This window comes from Mesorhizobium kowhaii (assembly GCF_042431665.1).
Lineage (GTDB): Bacteria > Pseudomonadota > Alphaproteobacteria > Rhizobiales > Rhizobiaceae > Mesorhizobium > Mesorhizobium kowhaii.
Genome location: NZ_JBHLYT010000053.1, coordinates 808,039 through 824,249 on the forward strand (window position 1 = coordinate 808,039; position 16,211 = coordinate 824,249).

Annotated in this window: 13 protein-coding genes and 1 pseudogene; 1 reads left to right on the forward strand and 13 read right to left on the reverse strand. The window is 62.7% G+C overall.

The features are described 5' to 3' along the window. Window position 1: 1 nt before the first annotated feature. From ACFFNA_RS31130 to ACFFNA_RS31185, 12 genes and pseudogenes are all read right to left on the reverse strand, one after another. The gene (locus ACFFNA_RS31130) at window positions 2–1,492 is read right to left on the reverse strand and encodes an aldehyde dehydrogenase (protein WP_378923633.1); all 1,491 of its coding nucleotides are present in this window, start codon (window positions 1,490–1,492) and stop codon (window positions 2–4) included. A gap of 26 nt (window positions 1,493–1,518) precedes the next feature. Continuing rightward, the gene (locus ACFFNA_RS31135; protein WP_378923634.1) at window positions 1,519–2,193 is read right to left on the reverse strand and encodes a DUF1028 domain-containing protein; all 675 of its coding nucleotides are present in this window, start codon (window positions 2,191–2,193) and stop codon (window positions 1,519–1,521) included. A gap of 5 nt (window positions 2,194–2,198) precedes the next feature. After that, the gene (locus ACFFNA_RS31140) at window positions 2,199–2,615 is read right to left on the reverse strand and encodes a RidA family protein (RefSeq protein WP_111548058.1); all 417 of its coding nucleotides are present in this window, start codon (window positions 2,613–2,615) and stop codon (window positions 2,199–2,201) included. Between the two features lie 44 nt (window positions 2,616–2,659). Next, a complete protein-coding gene (locus ACFFNA_RS31145; protein ID WP_111547925.1) occupies window positions 2,660–3,934 on the reverse strand; it encodes a flavin-containing monooxygenase in 1,275 nt (424 codons plus the stop codon). A gap of 232 nt (window positions 3,935–4,166) precedes the next feature. Next, on the reverse strand, window positions 4,167–6,542 hold the full coding sequence (locus ACFFNA_RS31150; RefSeq protein ID WP_378923635.1) for a beta-glucosidase family protein: 2,376 nt from the start codon (window positions 6,540–6,542) through the stop codon (window positions 4,167–4,169). A 61-nt stretch (window positions 6,543–6,603) separates the two neighbouring features. Continuing rightward, window positions 6,604–7,674, reverse strand: a complete 1,071-nt coding sequence (locus ACFFNA_RS31155; RefSeq protein WP_111547923.1) for an ABC transporter ATP-binding protein — start codon at window positions 7,672–7,674, stop codon at window positions 6,604–6,606. 1 nt (window position 7,675) lies between these two features. Beyond that, entirely contained in the window at window positions 7,676–8,560 is an 885-nt protein-coding gene (locus ACFFNA_RS31160; RefSeq protein ID WP_111547922.1) for a carbohydrate ABC transporter permease, read from the reverse strand. Next, window positions 8,557–9,432: a carbohydrate ABC transporter permease gene (locus ACFFNA_RS31165; protein WP_111547921.1), complete on the reverse strand. Its 876-nt coding sequence runs from the start codon at window positions 9,430–9,432 to the stop codon at window positions 8,557–8,559. The genes ACFFNA_RS31160 and ACFFNA_RS31165 overlap by 4 nt, the downstream gene beginning before the upstream one ends. Window positions 9,433–9,557: 125 nt before the next feature. Next, window positions 9,558–10,793 carry an ABC transporter substrate-binding protein gene (locus tag ACFFNA_RS31170; protein WP_378923636.1) on the reverse strand — a complete coding sequence of 412 codons (1,236 nt, stop codon included), beginning with the start codon at window positions 10,791–10,793 and terminating at the stop codon, window positions 9,558–9,560. A gap of 60 nt (window positions 10,794–10,853) precedes the next feature. Next, on the reverse strand, window positions 10,854–12,362 hold the full coding sequence (locus ACFFNA_RS31175; protein WP_378923842.1) for a glycoside hydrolase family 3 C-terminal domain-containing protein: 1,509 nt from the start codon (window positions 12,360–12,362) through the stop codon (window positions 10,854–10,856). 18 nt (window positions 12,363–12,380) lie between these two features. Continuing rightward, window positions 12,381–13,258, reverse strand: a pseudogene (locus tag ACFFNA_RS31180) (glycoside hydrolase family 3 protein); the annotation flags it as partial. Between the two features lie 119 nt (window positions 13,259–13,377). Then, on the reverse strand, window positions 13,378–13,518 hold the full coding sequence (locus ACFFNA_RS31185) for a hypothetical protein (protein ID WP_167458743.1): 141 nt from the start codon (window positions 13,516–13,518) through the stop codon (window positions 13,378–13,380). Between ACFFNA_RS31185 and ACFFNA_RS31190 the strand changes: the two genes are divergently transcribed. Then, complete coding sequence (locus tag ACFFNA_RS31190) at window positions 13,453–14,496, forward strand: helix-turn-helix transcriptional regulator (protein ID WP_378923637.1); 1,044 nt, start codon at window positions 13,453–13,455, stop codon at window positions 14,494–14,496. The two genes, ACFFNA_RS31185 and ACFFNA_RS31190, sit on opposite strands and share 66 nt — an antisense overlap. A gap of 85 nt (window positions 14,497–14,581) precedes the next feature. Here the strand turns inward: ACFFNA_RS31190 and ACFFNA_RS31195 are convergent, their stop codons facing one another. Beyond that, entirely contained in the window at window positions 14,582–16,186 is a 1,605-nt protein-coding gene (locus tag ACFFNA_RS31195; protein WP_111547917.1) for a GMC family oxidoreductase, read from the reverse strand. Window positions 16,187–16,211 lie beyond the last annotated feature (25 nt).

Sequence of the window (16,211 nt, forward strand, 5' to 3'; positions counted from 1 at the left end):
CTCAATATTTGATCCATGTCGTTTTCAGCGCGGTGTACTTGTCCAGCGCATGCAGCGACAGGTCGCGGCCGAAGCCGGATTGCTTGATGCCGCCGAACGGCGTCATCGGGCTCAGCGCATCGACCGTGTTGACTGAAACCGTGCCGGCGCGGAGCCGGCCGGCAACGCGGTGCGCGCGCGAAAGACTGTCGGTCCAGAGCGATGCAGCCAGCCCGTACGGGCTGTCATTGGCAATACGGATAGCTTCCTCTTCATCGTCGAAGGCTATGACCGAAAGCACCGGCCCGAATATCTCATCGCGGGCAATCGGGTCGTCATGGGCAACATTGTCGAAGATGGTGGGCTGTATGAAGCTGCCGCGACCATTGACCGTGACCCGATCGCCGCCGGCAACCAGGCGCGCGGTCTTCTTGCCGGCCTCGACGAAGCGCATGACGTTGGCTGCGTGGCGGGCATCGACCATGGCGCCCATTTTCGAGGCCGGGTCGAGCGGATCGCCGGGCTGGGTGGCCGCCGCGCGATCAGCCAATTTCTCCACGAAGGCATCCTTGATGGAGCGTTGCAAGAGCAGGCGCGAATTGGCCGAACAGACCTCGCCCTGGTTGAAGAAGATGCCGAACGCCGCCATGTCGGCCGCCGCATCGAGATTGCCGCAATCGGCGAAGACAAGGTTCGGGCTCTTGCCGCCTGTCTCGAGCCAGACCTGCTTCATGTTCGACTGACCGGAATATTGCAGGAACATCTTGCCGACCGCGGTCGATCCGGTGAAGGCCAGGCAATCCACATCCATGTGGCGGCCGAGCGCCTGGCCGGCCGTCTCGCCAAGGCCAGGCACGACATTGAGCACACCGGCGGGCAGGCCCGCCTCCATGGCGAGTTCCGCCAGCCTGAGCGCCGAGAAAGGCGACTGCTCCGCCGGCTTCAGCACCACGGAATTGCCCGCTGCCAGCGCCGGCGCGCATTTCCAGGTCGCCATATCGAGCGGGAAATTCCACGGCACCACGGCACCGATTACGCCGAGCGGCTCGCGCCGCACCAGCACCAGATCGCTGCCGCCGGTCGGCGCCACTTCGTCATAGATCTTGTCGATGGCCTCGCCATACCACTGGAAGATCGTCGCCGAACCCGGGACGTCGACCGTCGCCGCATCCGTGACGAGCTTGCCCATATCGAGCGACTCGAGCAGGGCAAGCTCCTGCAGGTTTTCGCGCAGCAGCCGCGCCAGCCGCAGCAGCACCTCCTTGCGATGCGCCGGGTTCGTGCGGGACCAGACGCCGGCCTCGAAACTGCGCCGCGCGGCGGCAACAGCCAGATCGACATCTTCCTCGCCGCACGACGCCACCTCGGCCAGCGTTTCGCCGGTGGCCGGATTGATGCTGGCGAAGGTCCGGCCCGAACGCGCGGGGACCGTCTTGCCGTCGATGAATGCCCTGTCGCGAAAACGGATCGCGGATGCCCTGCAGATCCAGTCCTTGTGACTGAGTTCGCTCATGCGCATGCCTTCCCCCTGTGTGCCGGCTACTCGTCGCCCGGCACGCCGTAGCCCGGCGCGTCGGACGGATTGATCGCGCGGGTCACATAGGCATCGAGTTGCGGCTTGTAGCGGTCCCACAGGGCCGCCAGGTCCTCGATCGGGCAGCCGTCGCTCCAGTCGCAGCGCAGGTCCGCGACGGGCCATGCAACCTCGCGCACCAGCTTCATTCCAGCGGAGTGGACCGGGCCTGCCTCGCCACCCGCTTTCAGCGCGGCGCGCATGGTCGCGATCAGGCGGTCGCCGAGATGCCCTTCAGAGGCGAGGAAGGCCTCGACCATGGCTTGCGGCACGCCATCATGGGCCAGCATGTTGCCGCCGCAGGCGACATTGTCCGCACGCGCCTCCGCCCAGATGCCAAGCGCTTTGGGTCCGGAATGGATAGAAGTGGTCCCGGCGGCATCGACAGCCAGTATCTGCCGGTAGTCGCTGTAGGCGCCGGTGCGATTCAGGATGGCGACCGCCTCGGCGGCCGACGCACCGCGCGCCAGCAGTTCGAGCCCCCTCGTGCCGAGTGTCGGATCGGTGACGTTCTGGCTGGCGACCGCCCCGACGCCCGCTTGCGCATAGGCGCAGCGCGCCGCCACCGCCGGAGAGGAGGACGACACCGCGACGCCGAACATGCCCGTGCGGCTGCATCGCGCGACAATGGAAAATGTCATGATTGTCAGTCCGGGATTACGGCGGTGCCGTCGATCTCGACCAGCCAGTCCGGCCGCGCCAGGGCCTGCACGACGAGACCGGTCGAAACGGGATGCACGCCTTTGATGTACTCGCCCATGGTGCGGTAGACCGCCTCGCGATGGCGCACGTCGGTGATGTAGACGACCACCTTGACCAGATGCTCCATGGTGCCGCCGCACTCTTCGATGAGCTGCCTGATGTTCTGCATCACCTTGTGCGTCTGCTCGGCCGGATCGTGGCTGTCGATGTTCTTGGCGGTGTCGAGATCCTGCGGGCACTGGCCACGCAGATAGACTGTCCGGCCGCCCCGCGTGACGACCGCCTGGCACAGATCATTGTCGAGGTTCTGCTCGGGATAGGTGTCCTTCGTGTTGAACTTGCGAATTCTTGTATGCACCATCTTGGTCTCCATCAGATCGGGCTGGCAGCTGTCGTCAGCGTCGGTCAGGCATCCACTGTCTCGCGCTGCGCGGCAGCATGGTAGGCCAGATATTTGCGCTGCGTCGAAATACGGTCTGCGACATGCTTGGCATCATGCCAGACACCCCAGATGAAACTCGACCCTCTTCGCGACTGCCAAGGCAGGCCGAGAAAATAGATTCCAGGCTCGATCGAGACGCCGCGCTGATGCCTTGGCCGGCCCTTCTCGTCAAAAGCATCGACCTTCAACCAGCTGTAATCGACGGCAAAACCTGTCGCCCAGATGATCGCCGCTATCCCGGCGCCAGCCAGATCGAGCTCGCCGATCGGGTTGGTCAAGCAGTCGGGATCCGGGTCGATCCGACGGGCCGTGGGCTCCTCCGCAAGGTCGAGACCGTTGCGCGCGACATAGGCGTCGGCCTCGTCCAGCAGCGACATCAGGTTGGCGTCACCGCGAGCAATGTTCTTCGCCAGATCAGGCGCGAAGGTCAGCACGCCGTCCTGATATGTTTTCGTCATGCCAACCAGGGTAAGCCCCTGCGCGGCCAGCCGACGGAAATCAATCGTTTCGCCGCCACGCGCGCCGCTCACCGCAATCGTGACATGTTCCGTGCCAGGCCCCGGGGTTTCGAGGTCCCATTTGCCGAGAACGCCAAGCCACCAGCAGAAATCGCGCCCGCGATAGGCGCGTGGCGGGCGGTCGTGCGGGCCGACCGAGAGGTAGACGCGCCGCCCCGAGCGCTGAAGCTCATCGGCGATCTGCACACCTGACGATCCCGCCCCGACCACCAGCACCGCGCCCTTTGGCAACTGTCCGGGGTTGCGGTACGCGCTGGAATGAATCTGCGGAATGCCGGCATCGCCGGGGACAAGAGCGGGGATGACGGGGATCTGGAAAGGTCCGGTCGCTGCGACGATGCTGTTGGCTTCGATCACCCCATCCGACGTCTCGACGCGGAACCCGGGCCGACCGACATTTCTTTGCACGAGCTTGACCTCGACGCCGCAGCGGATCGGCGCATTGATCTGCCTTGCATAGGCGGCGAAATAGTCCGCAACCTCCTCCTTGGAGGGAAAGCCGTCGGGACCCGTCACGGGAAATTCCATGCCTGGGAAACGGTCATGCCAAGCTGGGCCATTGGCAACGAGCGAGTCCCATCGCTGCGAACGCCAGCGCTCGGCGATCCGGCCACGCTCGAGAACGAGATGCGGCACCGCGCATTTGCTCAGATGCTCAGACATAGCCACCCCCGCCTGGCCACCGCCGACGACAAGCGTGTCTATTTTTTCCACTGACATTTCTGCGCCCTTTCCCCCCAAGAGTTTCTGCGGATGCGAGGAGGTCAGATCGCTGGTGTACTGGAGGGACCGGATAGCGAAAATTACGATTTCACGTGGCAGTGGTTAGCTTGTCCCTAAATGCCAAGAGAGACGCCCGGACATGCCGAGCGCGAACCGCGACGTACCGCCCCATCGCACCCGATGTGGGCGCGATGGAACGGCAGGCCAGGAAGCTTCGGCCGCCGGGCGATCAGGCGGCGCGACGCTGCTGCTGATCCGCTTCCTGATTGATCTCGGCAAGAAGCGCCTCGATGTCGGCTTTCGGGAAGGTGCGGCGGAAACGCCGATCGAAGGTCGTGAAGATGCCGACGAACGAGTTCGTGCAGTGTTCCAGCATGCGATCGGCATCTTCCGGAGAAATGTCGAGCTGTTTCTGGAGAAAGCGGTTGAACTTGCGGCGAGCGGCCGGGTTTTCCAGAATGAAGATCGGTTGCGTATCCCGCTCGATGCGCCGGTGAACCGCGACTGCGGAGACCGTCTGCAATTCGGTGCTGAGACGGATATCGCGTGATGACGACGCCACCTCGATGGTGACTGCGTCATTGTCGAGCACCCAGGCTTGAAGCGCGGTATCGTAGGCACAAAGATCCTGTGCCGCGATGTCCACCGTCACCGTTCGGCTCTCACCTGGCTTCAACTCGACTTTGGCAAAGCCCTTCAGCTCGCGCACGGGACGCGTCAGCCTCGGCCGCCCGTAACGCGCATAGACCTGACAGATCTCCTTGCCGCCGACCTTTCCGGTGTTGGTTACGGCAAAGCTGACCGCGACCTTCTCGCCGGTCCGCAGGATGGTGCGGTCAAGCGCCAGATTCGAATAGGCGAACTCGGTGTAGCTCAGCCCGAAGCCGAACGGAAAAAGCGGCTCGATGCCACGCGCATCGTACCAGCGGTAGCCCACGAAAATGCCCTCGCTGTAGACGTGCCGCCCGTTTTCGCCGGGATAGGTGAGAATGGTCGGCATGTCCTCCATGCGCTTCGGGAAAGTGGTCGTCAGCTTGCCCGACGGGTTGACGCGGCCAAACAGGATGTCGGCGACGGCACCGCCTGTCGCTTGACCGGAAAAGAACATCTCAATGACTGCCGGCACCTTCCCGATCCAGGGCATGGCGACCGCGTCGGGGCTCGATATGATGACGACAATGTTCGGATTGGCGCGGGCAAGCCGCTCCACCAGCGCGTCATGACCTGGCGCAAGGCCGAGCGAGCGGCGATCGGACCCTTCGCCGTCATAACCATTTTCCGTGTTCACGAAGACCAGCACGATATCGGCGCCGGCCACACCCTGCACTGCCTCGTTGACCAATACCTCGCACTCGGACGCGATCTCGCTCGTTCCCTGAAAGACATCGATCGATATATCGCTGCCGGCAAGCTTGCGGATCTCGTCCACGGGCACGTCCTTGGATGTCGGCGTCGTCGTCGCACAGCCCGAACCCTGGATGACGGGAGCCGCGGCCCCCTCGCCCACGATCGCGATCCGTTTGACCTTGGTTTGCGAAATCGGCAGGAGGCCGCCGTCGTTTTTCAGGAGGACCATGGAGTCCGCAGCCAGTCGGCGGGCAAGCGCGTGGTGCTGCGCCCGATCGAACGTCACTGTCCGGTTTTCTCCTTGCCTGGCCTTGCGGACCAGTTCGAGAACGCGCTCGCAGGCGCGGTCGACGGGCGCCCGATCGACATCGCCCGCTTCGATCGCCGCCAGAAGATCGGCCTTGCGGGTTTCACTTTCCGGCATGTCCAGATCGTTGCCGGCGATCAGCGAGGCCGGCCTGTCCTTGACGCCGTGCCAATCGGAAACGACGAGCCCGTCATACCCCCATTCCTCGCGCAGCACCTTGGTGAGCAGCCAGGAATTTTCAGCGGCCTGAACGCCGTTGAGCCGGTTATAGGAGCTCATCACCGTCCATGGCTCGCTCTGACGGATCGCCCGCTCAAAGCCTTTGAGATAGATTTCGCGAAGCGCCCTTTCCTCCACGATCGAATCCATCGTGGTACGCTCGACCTCCGAATTGTTGCAGGCGAAGTGTTTTAACGAAGCGCCGACACCGTTTTCCTGAAGACCGCTGATGACGCCGGCGGCAAAATCGCCGGTCAATATCGGATCTTCCGCGTAATACTCGTAGGAGCGCCCGCCAAGCGGCGTGCGGCGGATGTTGATCCCGGGTCCCAGCAGCAGATGCACGCCGAATTCCTGGCACTCCCGGGCCAGCGCCTCGCCCAGCCGGTGCGCGAGATCGACGTCCCAGGAACAGGCCAGGCTGGTCCCGTTCGGAAAACAGGTGGCTGGCTTCATCTGCCCCCACGCGGTCTGCACATGGTCCGCGCGCTGGTTCACCACCGAAAGGAACGCCGCGAAATCCATGCCACCGGCCTGATCATCGTCGATCTGCGGGATGGAGTAGCGCACGCCGTAGGTGCCATCGGTCATCACCATGTGCGGGATGCCCAGTCGTTCGATGGCCTGTGTCTTCCACATGCGATGACCGGCGAGCAGCGAGACTTTCTCCTCGTCCCTCATCTCCGCGACAAGCGCCCTGAAATCGCCGGCCTTGAATTTCTCACTGATCATTTGACGTCTCCGGAAATCACTGTGGAACGAGAGCGGCAGGGCCGCGAACAAAGCGACGCTGTCATAGCCGGCGCTCCGTCGCTGCCAAGAAGAACGATGCCTTGGACATGTTGAACCGAAAGCCAACGTCCCTTTGCATGGCCCGGGCCGCATCGACGGTCAGCTTCACGCTGAACCGCTGGCCGAGGCAGTCGAACCAGCCGAGCGCGTCCGCACCCAGAAGTTCCGTGAAGGCGAGCGTCGCGGGAATGCTGTCTGGCGTGCCGCGCTCGACGACATCAACATCCTCGCAGCGGATTCCCAATATGACCTCTGCCGCCGTCGGCCCGGCCGCGAAACCGTAAGACGACGCATCGAGGCAGACATCGTGTGTCTTGAACCGCAGCGTCCCTTCCAGAGTCCCCTTGAGGAAGTTCATCGCCGGAGAGCCGATGAAACCGGCGACGAACAGGCTGGCCGGTTTTTCGTAGACTGTCTGCGGCTCGGCGAACTGCTCCACCTTGCCCTTGTGCATGACCGCCACGCGGTCAGCCATGGTCATGGCTTCGATCTGATCATGCGTCACGTAGATCATCGTCGACTTCAGCGTCTCGTGGAGCTGCTTCAGCTCCACCCGCGTCTCCGCGCGCAGCTTGGCATCGAGATTGGAAAGCGGTTCGTCGAACAGGCAGATGCTGGAGGAGCGGACCAGGGCCCGTCCGATCGCCACACGCTGACGCTGGCCACCTGAAAGCTGGCTTGGCTTGCGGTCGAGCAGCGCTTCGATTTGCAGGAGCCTGGCGGCCCATGCGACCTTTTCGGCGATCGTCGCCTTCGGCGTGCCGGCAATTTCCATGCCGAAGGACAGGTTGCGCCGTACCGTCATGGCCGGAAACAGCGCATAGGACTGGAACACCATCGCCAGACCGCGTTGGCTGGGTTCCAGGTGGCTTACGTCGACATCGCCGATAAGGATCTGGCCGGAGTCGCAATCGTCCAGACCGGCGATGACGTTGAGCAAGGTGGATTTGCCGCAACCCGAAGAGCCGAGAATGACCACGAACTCGCCCGGCGCGATCTCCATGTCGACGGAGTCCAGCACCGTAAGGCCGGCGAAGGATTTTCTGATCTGGCGGATCGATACGCTTGACATTTTATCCCTTGACCGCGCCGGCGGCGATGCCGCGCACGAAATAACGACCTGAAAGAAAGTAGACGACCAGCGTCGGAATAGCGGTGATGACGGCGGCGGCCATGTTGACGTTGGGCGATACCGAGCCACGGGCATTGTTGACGATGTTCGTCAGCTGCACCGTCATCGGCAGATTGTCGTTGCCGGCAAAGATCAGGCCGAGCAGATAGTCGTTCCATATGCCGGTGAATTGCAGGATCGCCACAACGACGAGGATGTTGGTCGAAATCGGCAGGATGACCGACCAGAATGTCCTCAGGAAACTGGCGCCCTCCATGCGGGCCGCGCGGCTGATCTCGTCGGGCACCCCGACATAGAAATTGCGGAACAAAAGCGTCGTATAGGGCAGGCCGTAGACCACATGCACCAGGACGATGCCGGCATAGGTGCGGAACAGGCCCATACTGCTCAGGATCTTGACCGTGGGGTAGAGCATGGCCTGATAGGGGATGAACAAGCCTATGGTGACCAGCAACATGATCAAATTGGCGCGGCGCGATTTCCACTGCGCCAGGGCGTAGCCATTCAGCGCACCCACCAGGGTTGAGATGGCAACGCTCGGCACCGCGATCTTGATCGAATTCCACAGCCCGGGCCGAACCCCGCCGCATTCGAGCCCGGTGCAGGCGCTTTTCCAGGCCGTGATCCAGGCATCGAAGGTCGGCCTGACCGGCAGAGCGAGGAGATTGCCTTGCCGGATCTCCTCCAGGGGCTTGAGCGAGTTGCTGATTATCAAAAGCAAAGGCAGCAGGAAGAACGCCGCCGACATGATGAGAAACGCATAGAGGCCGAAGCGCGCGACGCGCAGCCCGAACACCGGTCTGTCGACTTGAACGGCGCGGCTCATATGCGCTTCCTGAATTCGCTGTAGAAATAGGGCGTCAGCATCACCAGCGAGATCAGCAGCATGACGATCGACGCCGCCGAAGCCAGGCCCAGATTGACGCGGGCGAAGTAGAAATCGACGGCGAACTTTGCCGGCATTTCGGTGGCAATGCCGGGCCCGCCCTTGGTCATGGCGATGACCAGATCGTAGCCGCGGATCACTTCCGACATGAGCAGCACGACGCAGGATGCAATCACCGGCCGCATCCCGGGAAAGATCACCTGCAGATAGGCGCGCCAGAGCGGAACGCCTTCCATGCGGATCGCTCTCCACAGATCATTGTCGACGCCGCGCAAGCCGGCCAGGATGATGACCATCACGAGGCCCGTCGAATGCCAGATGCTGGCAATGACGAGCGTGTAGATGGCTCGGTCGGGGTTGGTCAGCCAGTCGAAAGTGAAGCTTTCCCACCCCGCGCTTCGCATGAGGCCTTGCAAGCCGTTTACCGGGTCGAGCACCCATCGCCAGGACAGTCCGGTTACGATCAGCGACACGGCAAGCGGGTAGAGAAAGATGGTCCGAAACAGCGATTCAGCCTGGATGCGGCGATCCGCGAAGATGGCGAGTAGCGCGCCGAAACAAAGGGTTCCGATGATGAACAGGACACCGAAGATCACCATGTTCATGCATGACACGAGCCAGCGATAATTGGTGAACAGCTTGACGTACTGATCGAAGCCGATCAGTTCGTAGCTGGGCATCAGCGTCGAGCGCGTCATCGACATATAGAAGGTCCAGAGGATCGACCCGTAAAAGAATATTGTGACGACGCCGAAGAACACGGCAACCGTGACATCCGGCTTGAAACTCTGCCGATGCAGCCAGGCCCTCATTCTGCCTCCAGACCGCGGCTTGATGGCGGGATCGCGCTCACAAACAAACCCATTCCTCTCAGAATCTTCCATTCCCCGATTGCAGCGGGGTGCCGGGCCGCAAGATCGCAGCCCGGCTCACCTTACTATTCGCTCTGCAGGATTTTCGAGAAGCTCTCGACCGCCGCTTGCGTCGTCATGGACTTGTCGGTCCAGAACTGGGTGGCAAGGTCGGTCACCTGTCCATTCAGGTCGCCTGCCAGCGCATCATAGGCGGCCTGCACCGCAGCACCCGGCGTGGCGAGCGTCTTGGCGCCGAGCTGCGCACAGACGTCGAGCTTGGTCGTATCCACGTCGGTGCGGGACGGCACCGAGCCCTTGACCTCGGCGATCTGCTCCTCCACCGCGGGGTCCATGACCGACTGGGCAAGCAGGGTCTGGCCCTTGATGCGGTCCTCATCCTTGTTCACCGGGAAGGCGAAGACGTCGATCAGGATCGCGTAGCTCGGTTTTTCGCCGGGCGTGAGGAAGCAGCCGAAATCCTTGCCGGCAACCTTGCCGGCGGCCAGAAACTCGCCGCGTGCCCAGTCGCCCATGAACTGGAAGCCGGCCTTGCCGGTGACGACGAGGTTGGTGGTGTCGTTCCAGGAACGGCCCGGGCTGGCGGGGTCGGCATAGGTCGATACCTTGCGGAAGGTTTCGAAAGCCTTCGCCAGGATCGGCGACTTGAGCGCCTCGGGCGAGCGCTTCACGATCAGCTCGTTCCAATAGTCGGGGCCGCCGATCGCAAGGATCGAGCTGAACAGGATGCCGACCTCCTGCCAGGGCTCGCCGCCGACGGCTATGCCGATGCGGCCGGATGCCTTGATCTTGTCGGCCGCCGCGAAGAGGTCGTCGAAGGTCTTGGGCTGCTCGATCTTGAGTTCGTCCAGGAGGGGCTTGGAGTACCAGACCCAGTTCTGCGCATGGATGCCGACGGGCAGCGCAACGAGGTGGTCACCCACATTGAGCTTGCTCCACACCAGCGGCGACATCACCTTCTGCCAGCCTTCCTTGGCGGCGAGATCGTCAAAGTCGCGAAGCTGGCCGGAACCGGCGAGGTCGCGCAAGGCGGAGTTCGGCGTCATCAGGATGGCGGAGGGCGGTTCACCACCGGCAATGCGGCTGGTGGCGGCGGCAAGGGCCGCGTCGAAGTCGGCCGATGGGCTGTCGATCCACTTGCCGCCCTTCGACTTGAAGGCGTTGGCCACCGTGTTCATCGCCTTGGATTCGCTGGAGCTCGTCCAGTAGTGCTGCACGTCGACGGTTTGCGCCAGCGCGGCATTGGAACCGGCGAGCAGGCCGAGTGCGGATAGAGTGAAAGTAAAGCGTCTTAAGTTCATCTCCGTTCCCCTGATGCTTTGTTGATCTCAAGCCCCGGGACGTCCGGGGCGGCGGTTCGGTCACCGTGTTCGGTCAGCTTCGAACGGCGCCGTCATCACGTCATGCTGCCTTGCTGACTGTCTCGCGATCTCCTTGTTGAGACCGTCGAGAAATGCCGCCATCGTGGCTTTGGAGATCTTCTCGCCGGCCACCCAGGACACGGTCTTGTAGATCCCCAGGAAGGAGCTGGCGCAGTACTCCATCATCTTTGCCGCCTCTTCGTCGTCGAGATCGAGTTGCGCCTTGAGGAAGTCGCGGAAGCGGCGGCGGGCGAAGTCCTGCTCCAGCACGAGGAAAGGCTGGCTCTCCACGTCGAGGATCGTGGATGGCAACGCCGGCGCGTCCACCATGACCGTCTTCTCGAGACGGATGTCGCGTGAGGATGCTCCGATCTCGAAGTCTATCTGGCCCGCATCGAGGAGCCATTGCCGATAGGCAGGGTCGTAGTAGCGCAGGTCGCTGCTCTCGACCGTCACCTCGACGCGTTTGGTCTCGCCGGGTTGCAGTTCGACCATGGCAAAGCCCTTGAGTTCGCGGATCGGCCGCATCAGCCGGGGACTGTGCGGCCGCGCGTAGAGCTGGACAATTTCCTTGCCGGCGACACTGCCGGTGTTCGTGATGTCGAAGGTTATGCGGATCGTGCTCGAACCATCGATGCGGTCGGCGCTGGTGGCGATGTTGGAATACTCGAACGTCGAATAGCTGAGACCGAAGCCGAACGGAAACAGGGGGGCAAGCTTGCGCTTGTCATAGTGGCGGTAGCCGACATGGAGGCCTTCGCTGTAGACATGGCGGCCATTCTCGCCCGGATAGCTGAGATAGCCGGGAATGTCCTCCATCTGGACCGGGAATGTCACTGTCAGTTTGCCGCAGGGGTTTTGCCTGCCGAACAGGACATCGGCAATGGCTTTGCCCACGCCCTGCCCGCCGAAGAAGGCAGCAACCACAGCCTGAACGCTGTCGATCCACGGCATGGCGACCGCATCCGGAGCAAACAGGATGACGACGATCCTGCCATTGCGTTTGCCGAGACGCCCGATCAGCTCGTCCTGGCCGGCGTGAAGGTCGAGATGGGTGCGGTCGGAGCCTTCGCCATCGTAGCCGACCTCGGTATTGCCGAAGAACAGCACCACATCGGCCGCATCGATGGCCGCGAGAGCCGATTGTTCGGACGCGCTGCCGGCTTCGAAATCGGCAACGGCATGGAAGCTGACCGTGGCTCCGGGAGCAAGCCTGCGGATTTCATCCAGCGGAATATCCACTTCGGTCGGACGTGTCGTCGCGCAGCCGGACCCCTGGATGACCGGCTCGGCGGCAGCCGCGCCGACCACTGCGATCTTGCCGACCTTCGCCGCGTCGAGCGGCAGGATCGCCATCTCGTTTTTCAGAAGCACGATCGATTCCGCCGCCATGCGCCGCGAAAGCGCGTGGTGTTTGTTGAAGTCGGCCTCGGCGTTCGGCCTGATGGCGTTGCGTGCCGTGCGAACAAGCTTGAGTACGCGCAGACAAGATCGGTCGAGCGCTTCCATCGGCACCCGGCCGTCCTTGACCGCGTCGATCAAGTCCTGCTTGCGCGCACCGCTTTCCGGCATGTCGAGATCGTTGCCGGCATTGATCGAGGCGGGACGATCCTTGATCCCGTGCCAGTCGGAAACGACAACGCCGTCGTAACCCCACTCGTCGCGCAGCACCTCGGTCAGCAGCCAATGGTCTCCGCCGCCTGGACATCGTTCAGCCGGTTGTAGGAACTCATCACCGTCCAGGGATTGCCCTTGCGGATGGCCCGCTCAAAGCCCGCGAGATAGATCTCGCGCAAGGCGCGCTCGTCGACGACGGAGCTCATCGTCGTGCGCTGGACTTCCGAATTGTTGCAGGCGAAGTGCTTCAGCGAGGCCCCGACGCCGTTCTGCTGCAAACCGTTGATGACGGCCGCGGCAATCTCGCCGCTCAGCACGGGATCTTCGGAATAATATTCGTAGCTTCGGCCGGCGAGCGGCGTGCGGCGGATGTTGATGCCGGGACCGAGCAGAATGTTGACGCCGAAGGCCTGACATTCGGCAGCCAGCGCCTGACCGAGATCATAGGCCAGACCAACGTCCCACGAGCACGCCAGTGAAGAGCCGTTCGGAAAGCAGGTTGCCGGACGGGTGGAACCGAATGCGCTTTCGACGCCCGTCGAAAGATCCGTGTTGACGACACCGAGGAACGCGGCGAGTTGCCCGTCGCCATCCTGCATGCCGTCGATCTGATCGATCGAATAGCGCACCCCATAGGTTCCGTCCGTCATCAGCAATTCGGGGATGTTGAGGCGATAGTTGGCCGCGGTGCGCCACAGCCCGTGACCGCTGACCGCAGCGACTTTCTCTTCGACGGTCATTTCCGCGACGAGGGCATTGAGTTGCTTATCGGAAACATTCCAGCTCATGCACGTTTCATCCGCTTTGCCATGCGCCGTAGGCTCGCCGCCCGCGAATTGCCGGGCACCGCCTGGGCGTCCGATCTCTTCCAGGACGACGATTTGATGACATCCGGCGGGGCGCAAATCTAGCCGCGAAACTTGTACTGGAAGTACGACAGTTTTTGATGCTTACTGAGCGATGCCTTCACGGAGGACGAGAGATGAACATCGCCTATTTGCGGCCCGGTGAGCTGCGCGGCAAACAGGATGCCGGCTTTGAAAGCCATGCCCCCACGGCGACACGGCACTTTTGGGCCTTCGTCCACGGCGCCATAGACGTTCCGTATCACTGGCATCGCGAGATGGAGATACTTCTTGTGCTGCGCGGCCGGTTTCGACTGGTGGTTGATGGACAGGTCTGCGAGATGAACCAGGACGACGTGATCGTCATCAACTCGGACGTGCCGCACAACTCCACGTCGGTCTCACGCGATGCGCTGATCTGCGGCGTGCATCTCGACGCCGCATATTTCGAGCGGCTGGGTTTGCCCGGCTTTTCGTCCCGGCATTATCTGTGCCGCACCTTCCTGCACGGCCGTTCTTTCATGAACAGGATCGCTCCCATGAAAGCGCTGATGGCGCGGCTGGTCCTCGACCAGACCGGGCATCCTGAGGAGATGATGGTTCGAGACACAATCGCCAATCTCCTCGCCTGTTTCGTCTACCGCGCGATCCCCTGGGAAGAGCCCGATGGGGGCGCGGCTCAGCTCCGCTCCGCCAGCCGTAATCGAATACTCAAGATCATGGACACGGTCGGGGAACAGCAGGACAATCAATCCCTGAGCGAGATCGCGGCTACCGAAGGTCTGACGCTCAGCCACATTTCGCGCCTGTTCAAACGTCATCTGGGGATAGGCTATCGCGACTATTGCCAGAACCAGCGGCTGGACACCGCCGCGCATGAACTTCGCATCACCGACCATACGATCAGCGTGATCATGGAGCGCAACAGTTTCGGCAACCCGGCGGTCTTCTACAACAAGTTCAGAGCCCGCTTCGGCTGCAGCCCCGCCGAATTTCGGCGTGGGCAGGGGCTGCGCGGCGCAAAAAGCAAACTGACCGAGGAAGACGCGTCCGAGACACTTCGGATACTGACGCACCATGCCGCCGAGATCGGCAGGGCCGCGGAAGTCTCCGTTGGCATCGGCTTGGCGGGACGCCGGCAGGTTACGCTTCGCGCCCCCTACAATGCAAGCGCTCGCTGAATCGGACGCTGGAAGAAAACGTCCCGCGATCGCTCCGTCTCTCGTGCAATCCGGAGTTCGGCGAGCCGCCATGCCCCGGGGAATGCTACGACAGCATCGCCCTCGCCGCCTTTTCGCCGATCATCATGGACGGCGCATTGGTGTTGCCGCCGATCAGCGTCGGCATGATCGAGGCGTCCGCCACGCGCAGATTGTCGAAGCCGCGCACCTTGAGACCGGCGGGATCGACCACCGCCATGGTGTCGTTGCCCATCTTGGCCGTGCCGACCGGATGATAGACGGTCAGGGCTTCGGCACGCAGATAGGCGAGGATCTCGTCGTCGGTGACGACATCCGGTCCCGGCAGGATTTCCGGTCCGCGAATATCGGCAAAGACCGGCGAAGCCAGGATCGAGCGCGCCAGCTTGATGCCTTCGACAAGGGTCAGTGCATCCTGATCGTCACTGAAGAAGCGGTGATCGATCAGCACGTTGCGGCGGGTGCCGTCGCGCTCGAGCGTGATTTCGCCGACGCTTCCGGGTCTCAGCACGCAGGTGTGCACGGCATAGCCGTGGCCATATTCGACAAGCCGGCCGCGATGGCTGCGGTAGCCGGGGACAAAGTGGAATTGGACATCGGGAACACTGCCGGCATATTTCGTCTTGGCGAAGCCGCCGGCCTCGACGTAATTGGTCGTCAGCATGCCCTTGCGCCGGACGAAATACTGAAAGGGCGCCGCCAGCATCGCCGGCAGATTGGCGAGCGACAGGCCGAGCGTCCTGGTGCTGTTCGATCGCAGCGTGATCATGCCGTCGACATGGTCGCGCAAATTCTTGCCGACGCCCGGCACGTTCATCACCGGTTCTACCCCTGCCGCCTTCAGTTCGTCGGCCGGGCCGATGCCAGAAGCAAGCAGGATGCGCGGTGATCCGATCGCGCCTGCGCTGAGCACGATTTCGGCGCGGCATGTCAGCCTTTGGGCTGATCCGTCCTTGATCACATTGACGCCAGTGACGCGCCCGCTTTCGACTGCCAGATCAAGCACCTCGACACCTGACAGGACCTGGAGGTTCGGGCGGCTCAGAACCGGCCGGACGAAGGCGGTGTAGGCCGAGAACCGTTCCCCCCTGTTCTGGGTAACATTGTAGATGCCGAGGCCGAGTTGGCCATCGCCGTTGAAGTCGCGGTTTTCGGGCAGGCCCACGCCCCGACCCGCCTCTACCCAGAGGCTGGATACGGCGTTGGGATCACGCGGATTGTCAACCAGCAGTTCGCCCTCGTAGCCATGATAGGCCGGGTTTTGTGACAGGAGGTTCCGCTCCAGTTTCTTGAAGACCGGCAGCACGTCGGCATAGGACCACCCCGCGCAGCCAAGCGCTGCCCACTCGTCGTAGTCCTGCGCGGCGCCGCGAATGTAGACCATGGAATTGATCGAACTCGACCCGCCAAGAAGCTTGCCCCGGTTGACCGGTATGCGGCGGTTGTTGAGCAGCGGCTGCGGCACGCCTTTGTAGCCGTAGTCGAAAGTCGGATTGCCGTAGAGCGAGAGGATGCCGGCTGGTACGCGCACCCGGGTGCGGTCGTCGCTGCCGCCGGCCTCGATAAGACAGACGCGGCTGGCGGGGTTGGCGCTCAGCCTGTTGGCCAGGACACAACCGGCCGAGCCCGCTCCAATGACGATGTAGTCGAATTCCGCGGTCGCGATGCTCATGCCATGCCTGTTTCGTGATCCACCC

What these genes read in the sequence shown, in the direction of transcription:
- ACFFNA_RS31130 (WP_378923633.1), bottom strand. Translation starts at nt 1,492, where the DNA reads ATGAGCGAACTCAGTCACAAGGACTGGATCTGCAGGGCATCCGCGATC.
- ACFFNA_RS31135 (WP_378923634.1), bottom strand. Translation starts at nt 2,193, where the DNA reads ATGACATTTTCCATTGTCGCGCGATGCAGCCGCACGGGCATGTTCGGC.
- ACFFNA_RS31140 (WP_111548058.1), bottom strand. Translation starts at nt 2,615, where the DNA reads ATGGTGCATACAAGAATTCGCAAGTTCAACACGAAGGACACCTATCCC.
- ACFFNA_RS31145 (WP_111547925.1), bottom strand. Translation starts at nt 3,934, where the DNA reads ATGTCAGTGGAAAAAATAGACACGCTTGTCGTCGGCGGTGGCCAGGCG.
- ACFFNA_RS31150 (WP_378923635.1), bottom strand. Translation starts at nt 6,542, where the DNA reads ATGATCAGTGAGAAATTCAAGGCCGGCGATTTCAGGGCGCTTGTCGCG.
- ACFFNA_RS31155 (WP_111547923.1), bottom strand. Translation starts at nt 7,674, where the DNA reads ATGTCAAGCGTATCGATCCGCCAGATCAGAAAATCCTTCGCCGGCCTT.
- ACFFNA_RS31160 (WP_111547922.1), bottom strand. Translation starts at nt 8,560, where the DNA reads ATGAGCCGCGCCGTTCAAGTCGACAGACCGGTGTTCGGGCTGCGCGTC.
- ACFFNA_RS31165 (WP_111547921.1), bottom strand. Translation starts at nt 9,432, where the DNA reads ATGAGGGCCTGGCTGCATCGGCAGAGTTTCAAGCCGGATGTCACGGTT.
- ACFFNA_RS31170 (WP_378923636.1), bottom strand. Translation starts at nt 10,793, where the DNA reads ATGAACTTAAGACGCTTTACTTTCACTCTATCCGCACTCGGCCTGCTC.
- ACFFNA_RS31175 (WP_378923842.1), bottom strand. Translation starts at nt 12,362, where the DNA reads ATGGAAGCGCTCGACCGATCTTGTCTGCGCGTACTCAAGCTTGTTCGC.
- ACFFNA_RS31190 (WP_378923637.1), top strand. Translation starts at nt 13,453, where the DNA reads ATGAACATCGCCTATTTGCGGCCCGGTGAGCTGCGCGGCAAACAGGAT.
- ACFFNA_RS31185 (WP_167458743.1), bottom strand. Translation starts at nt 13,518, where the DNA reads ATGGCTTTCAAAGCCGGCATCCTGTTTGCCGCGCAGCTCACCGGGCCG.
- ACFFNA_RS31195 (WP_111547917.1), bottom strand. Translation starts at nt 16,186, where the DNA reads ATGAGCATCGCGACCGCGGAATTCGACTACATCGTCATTGGAGCGGGC.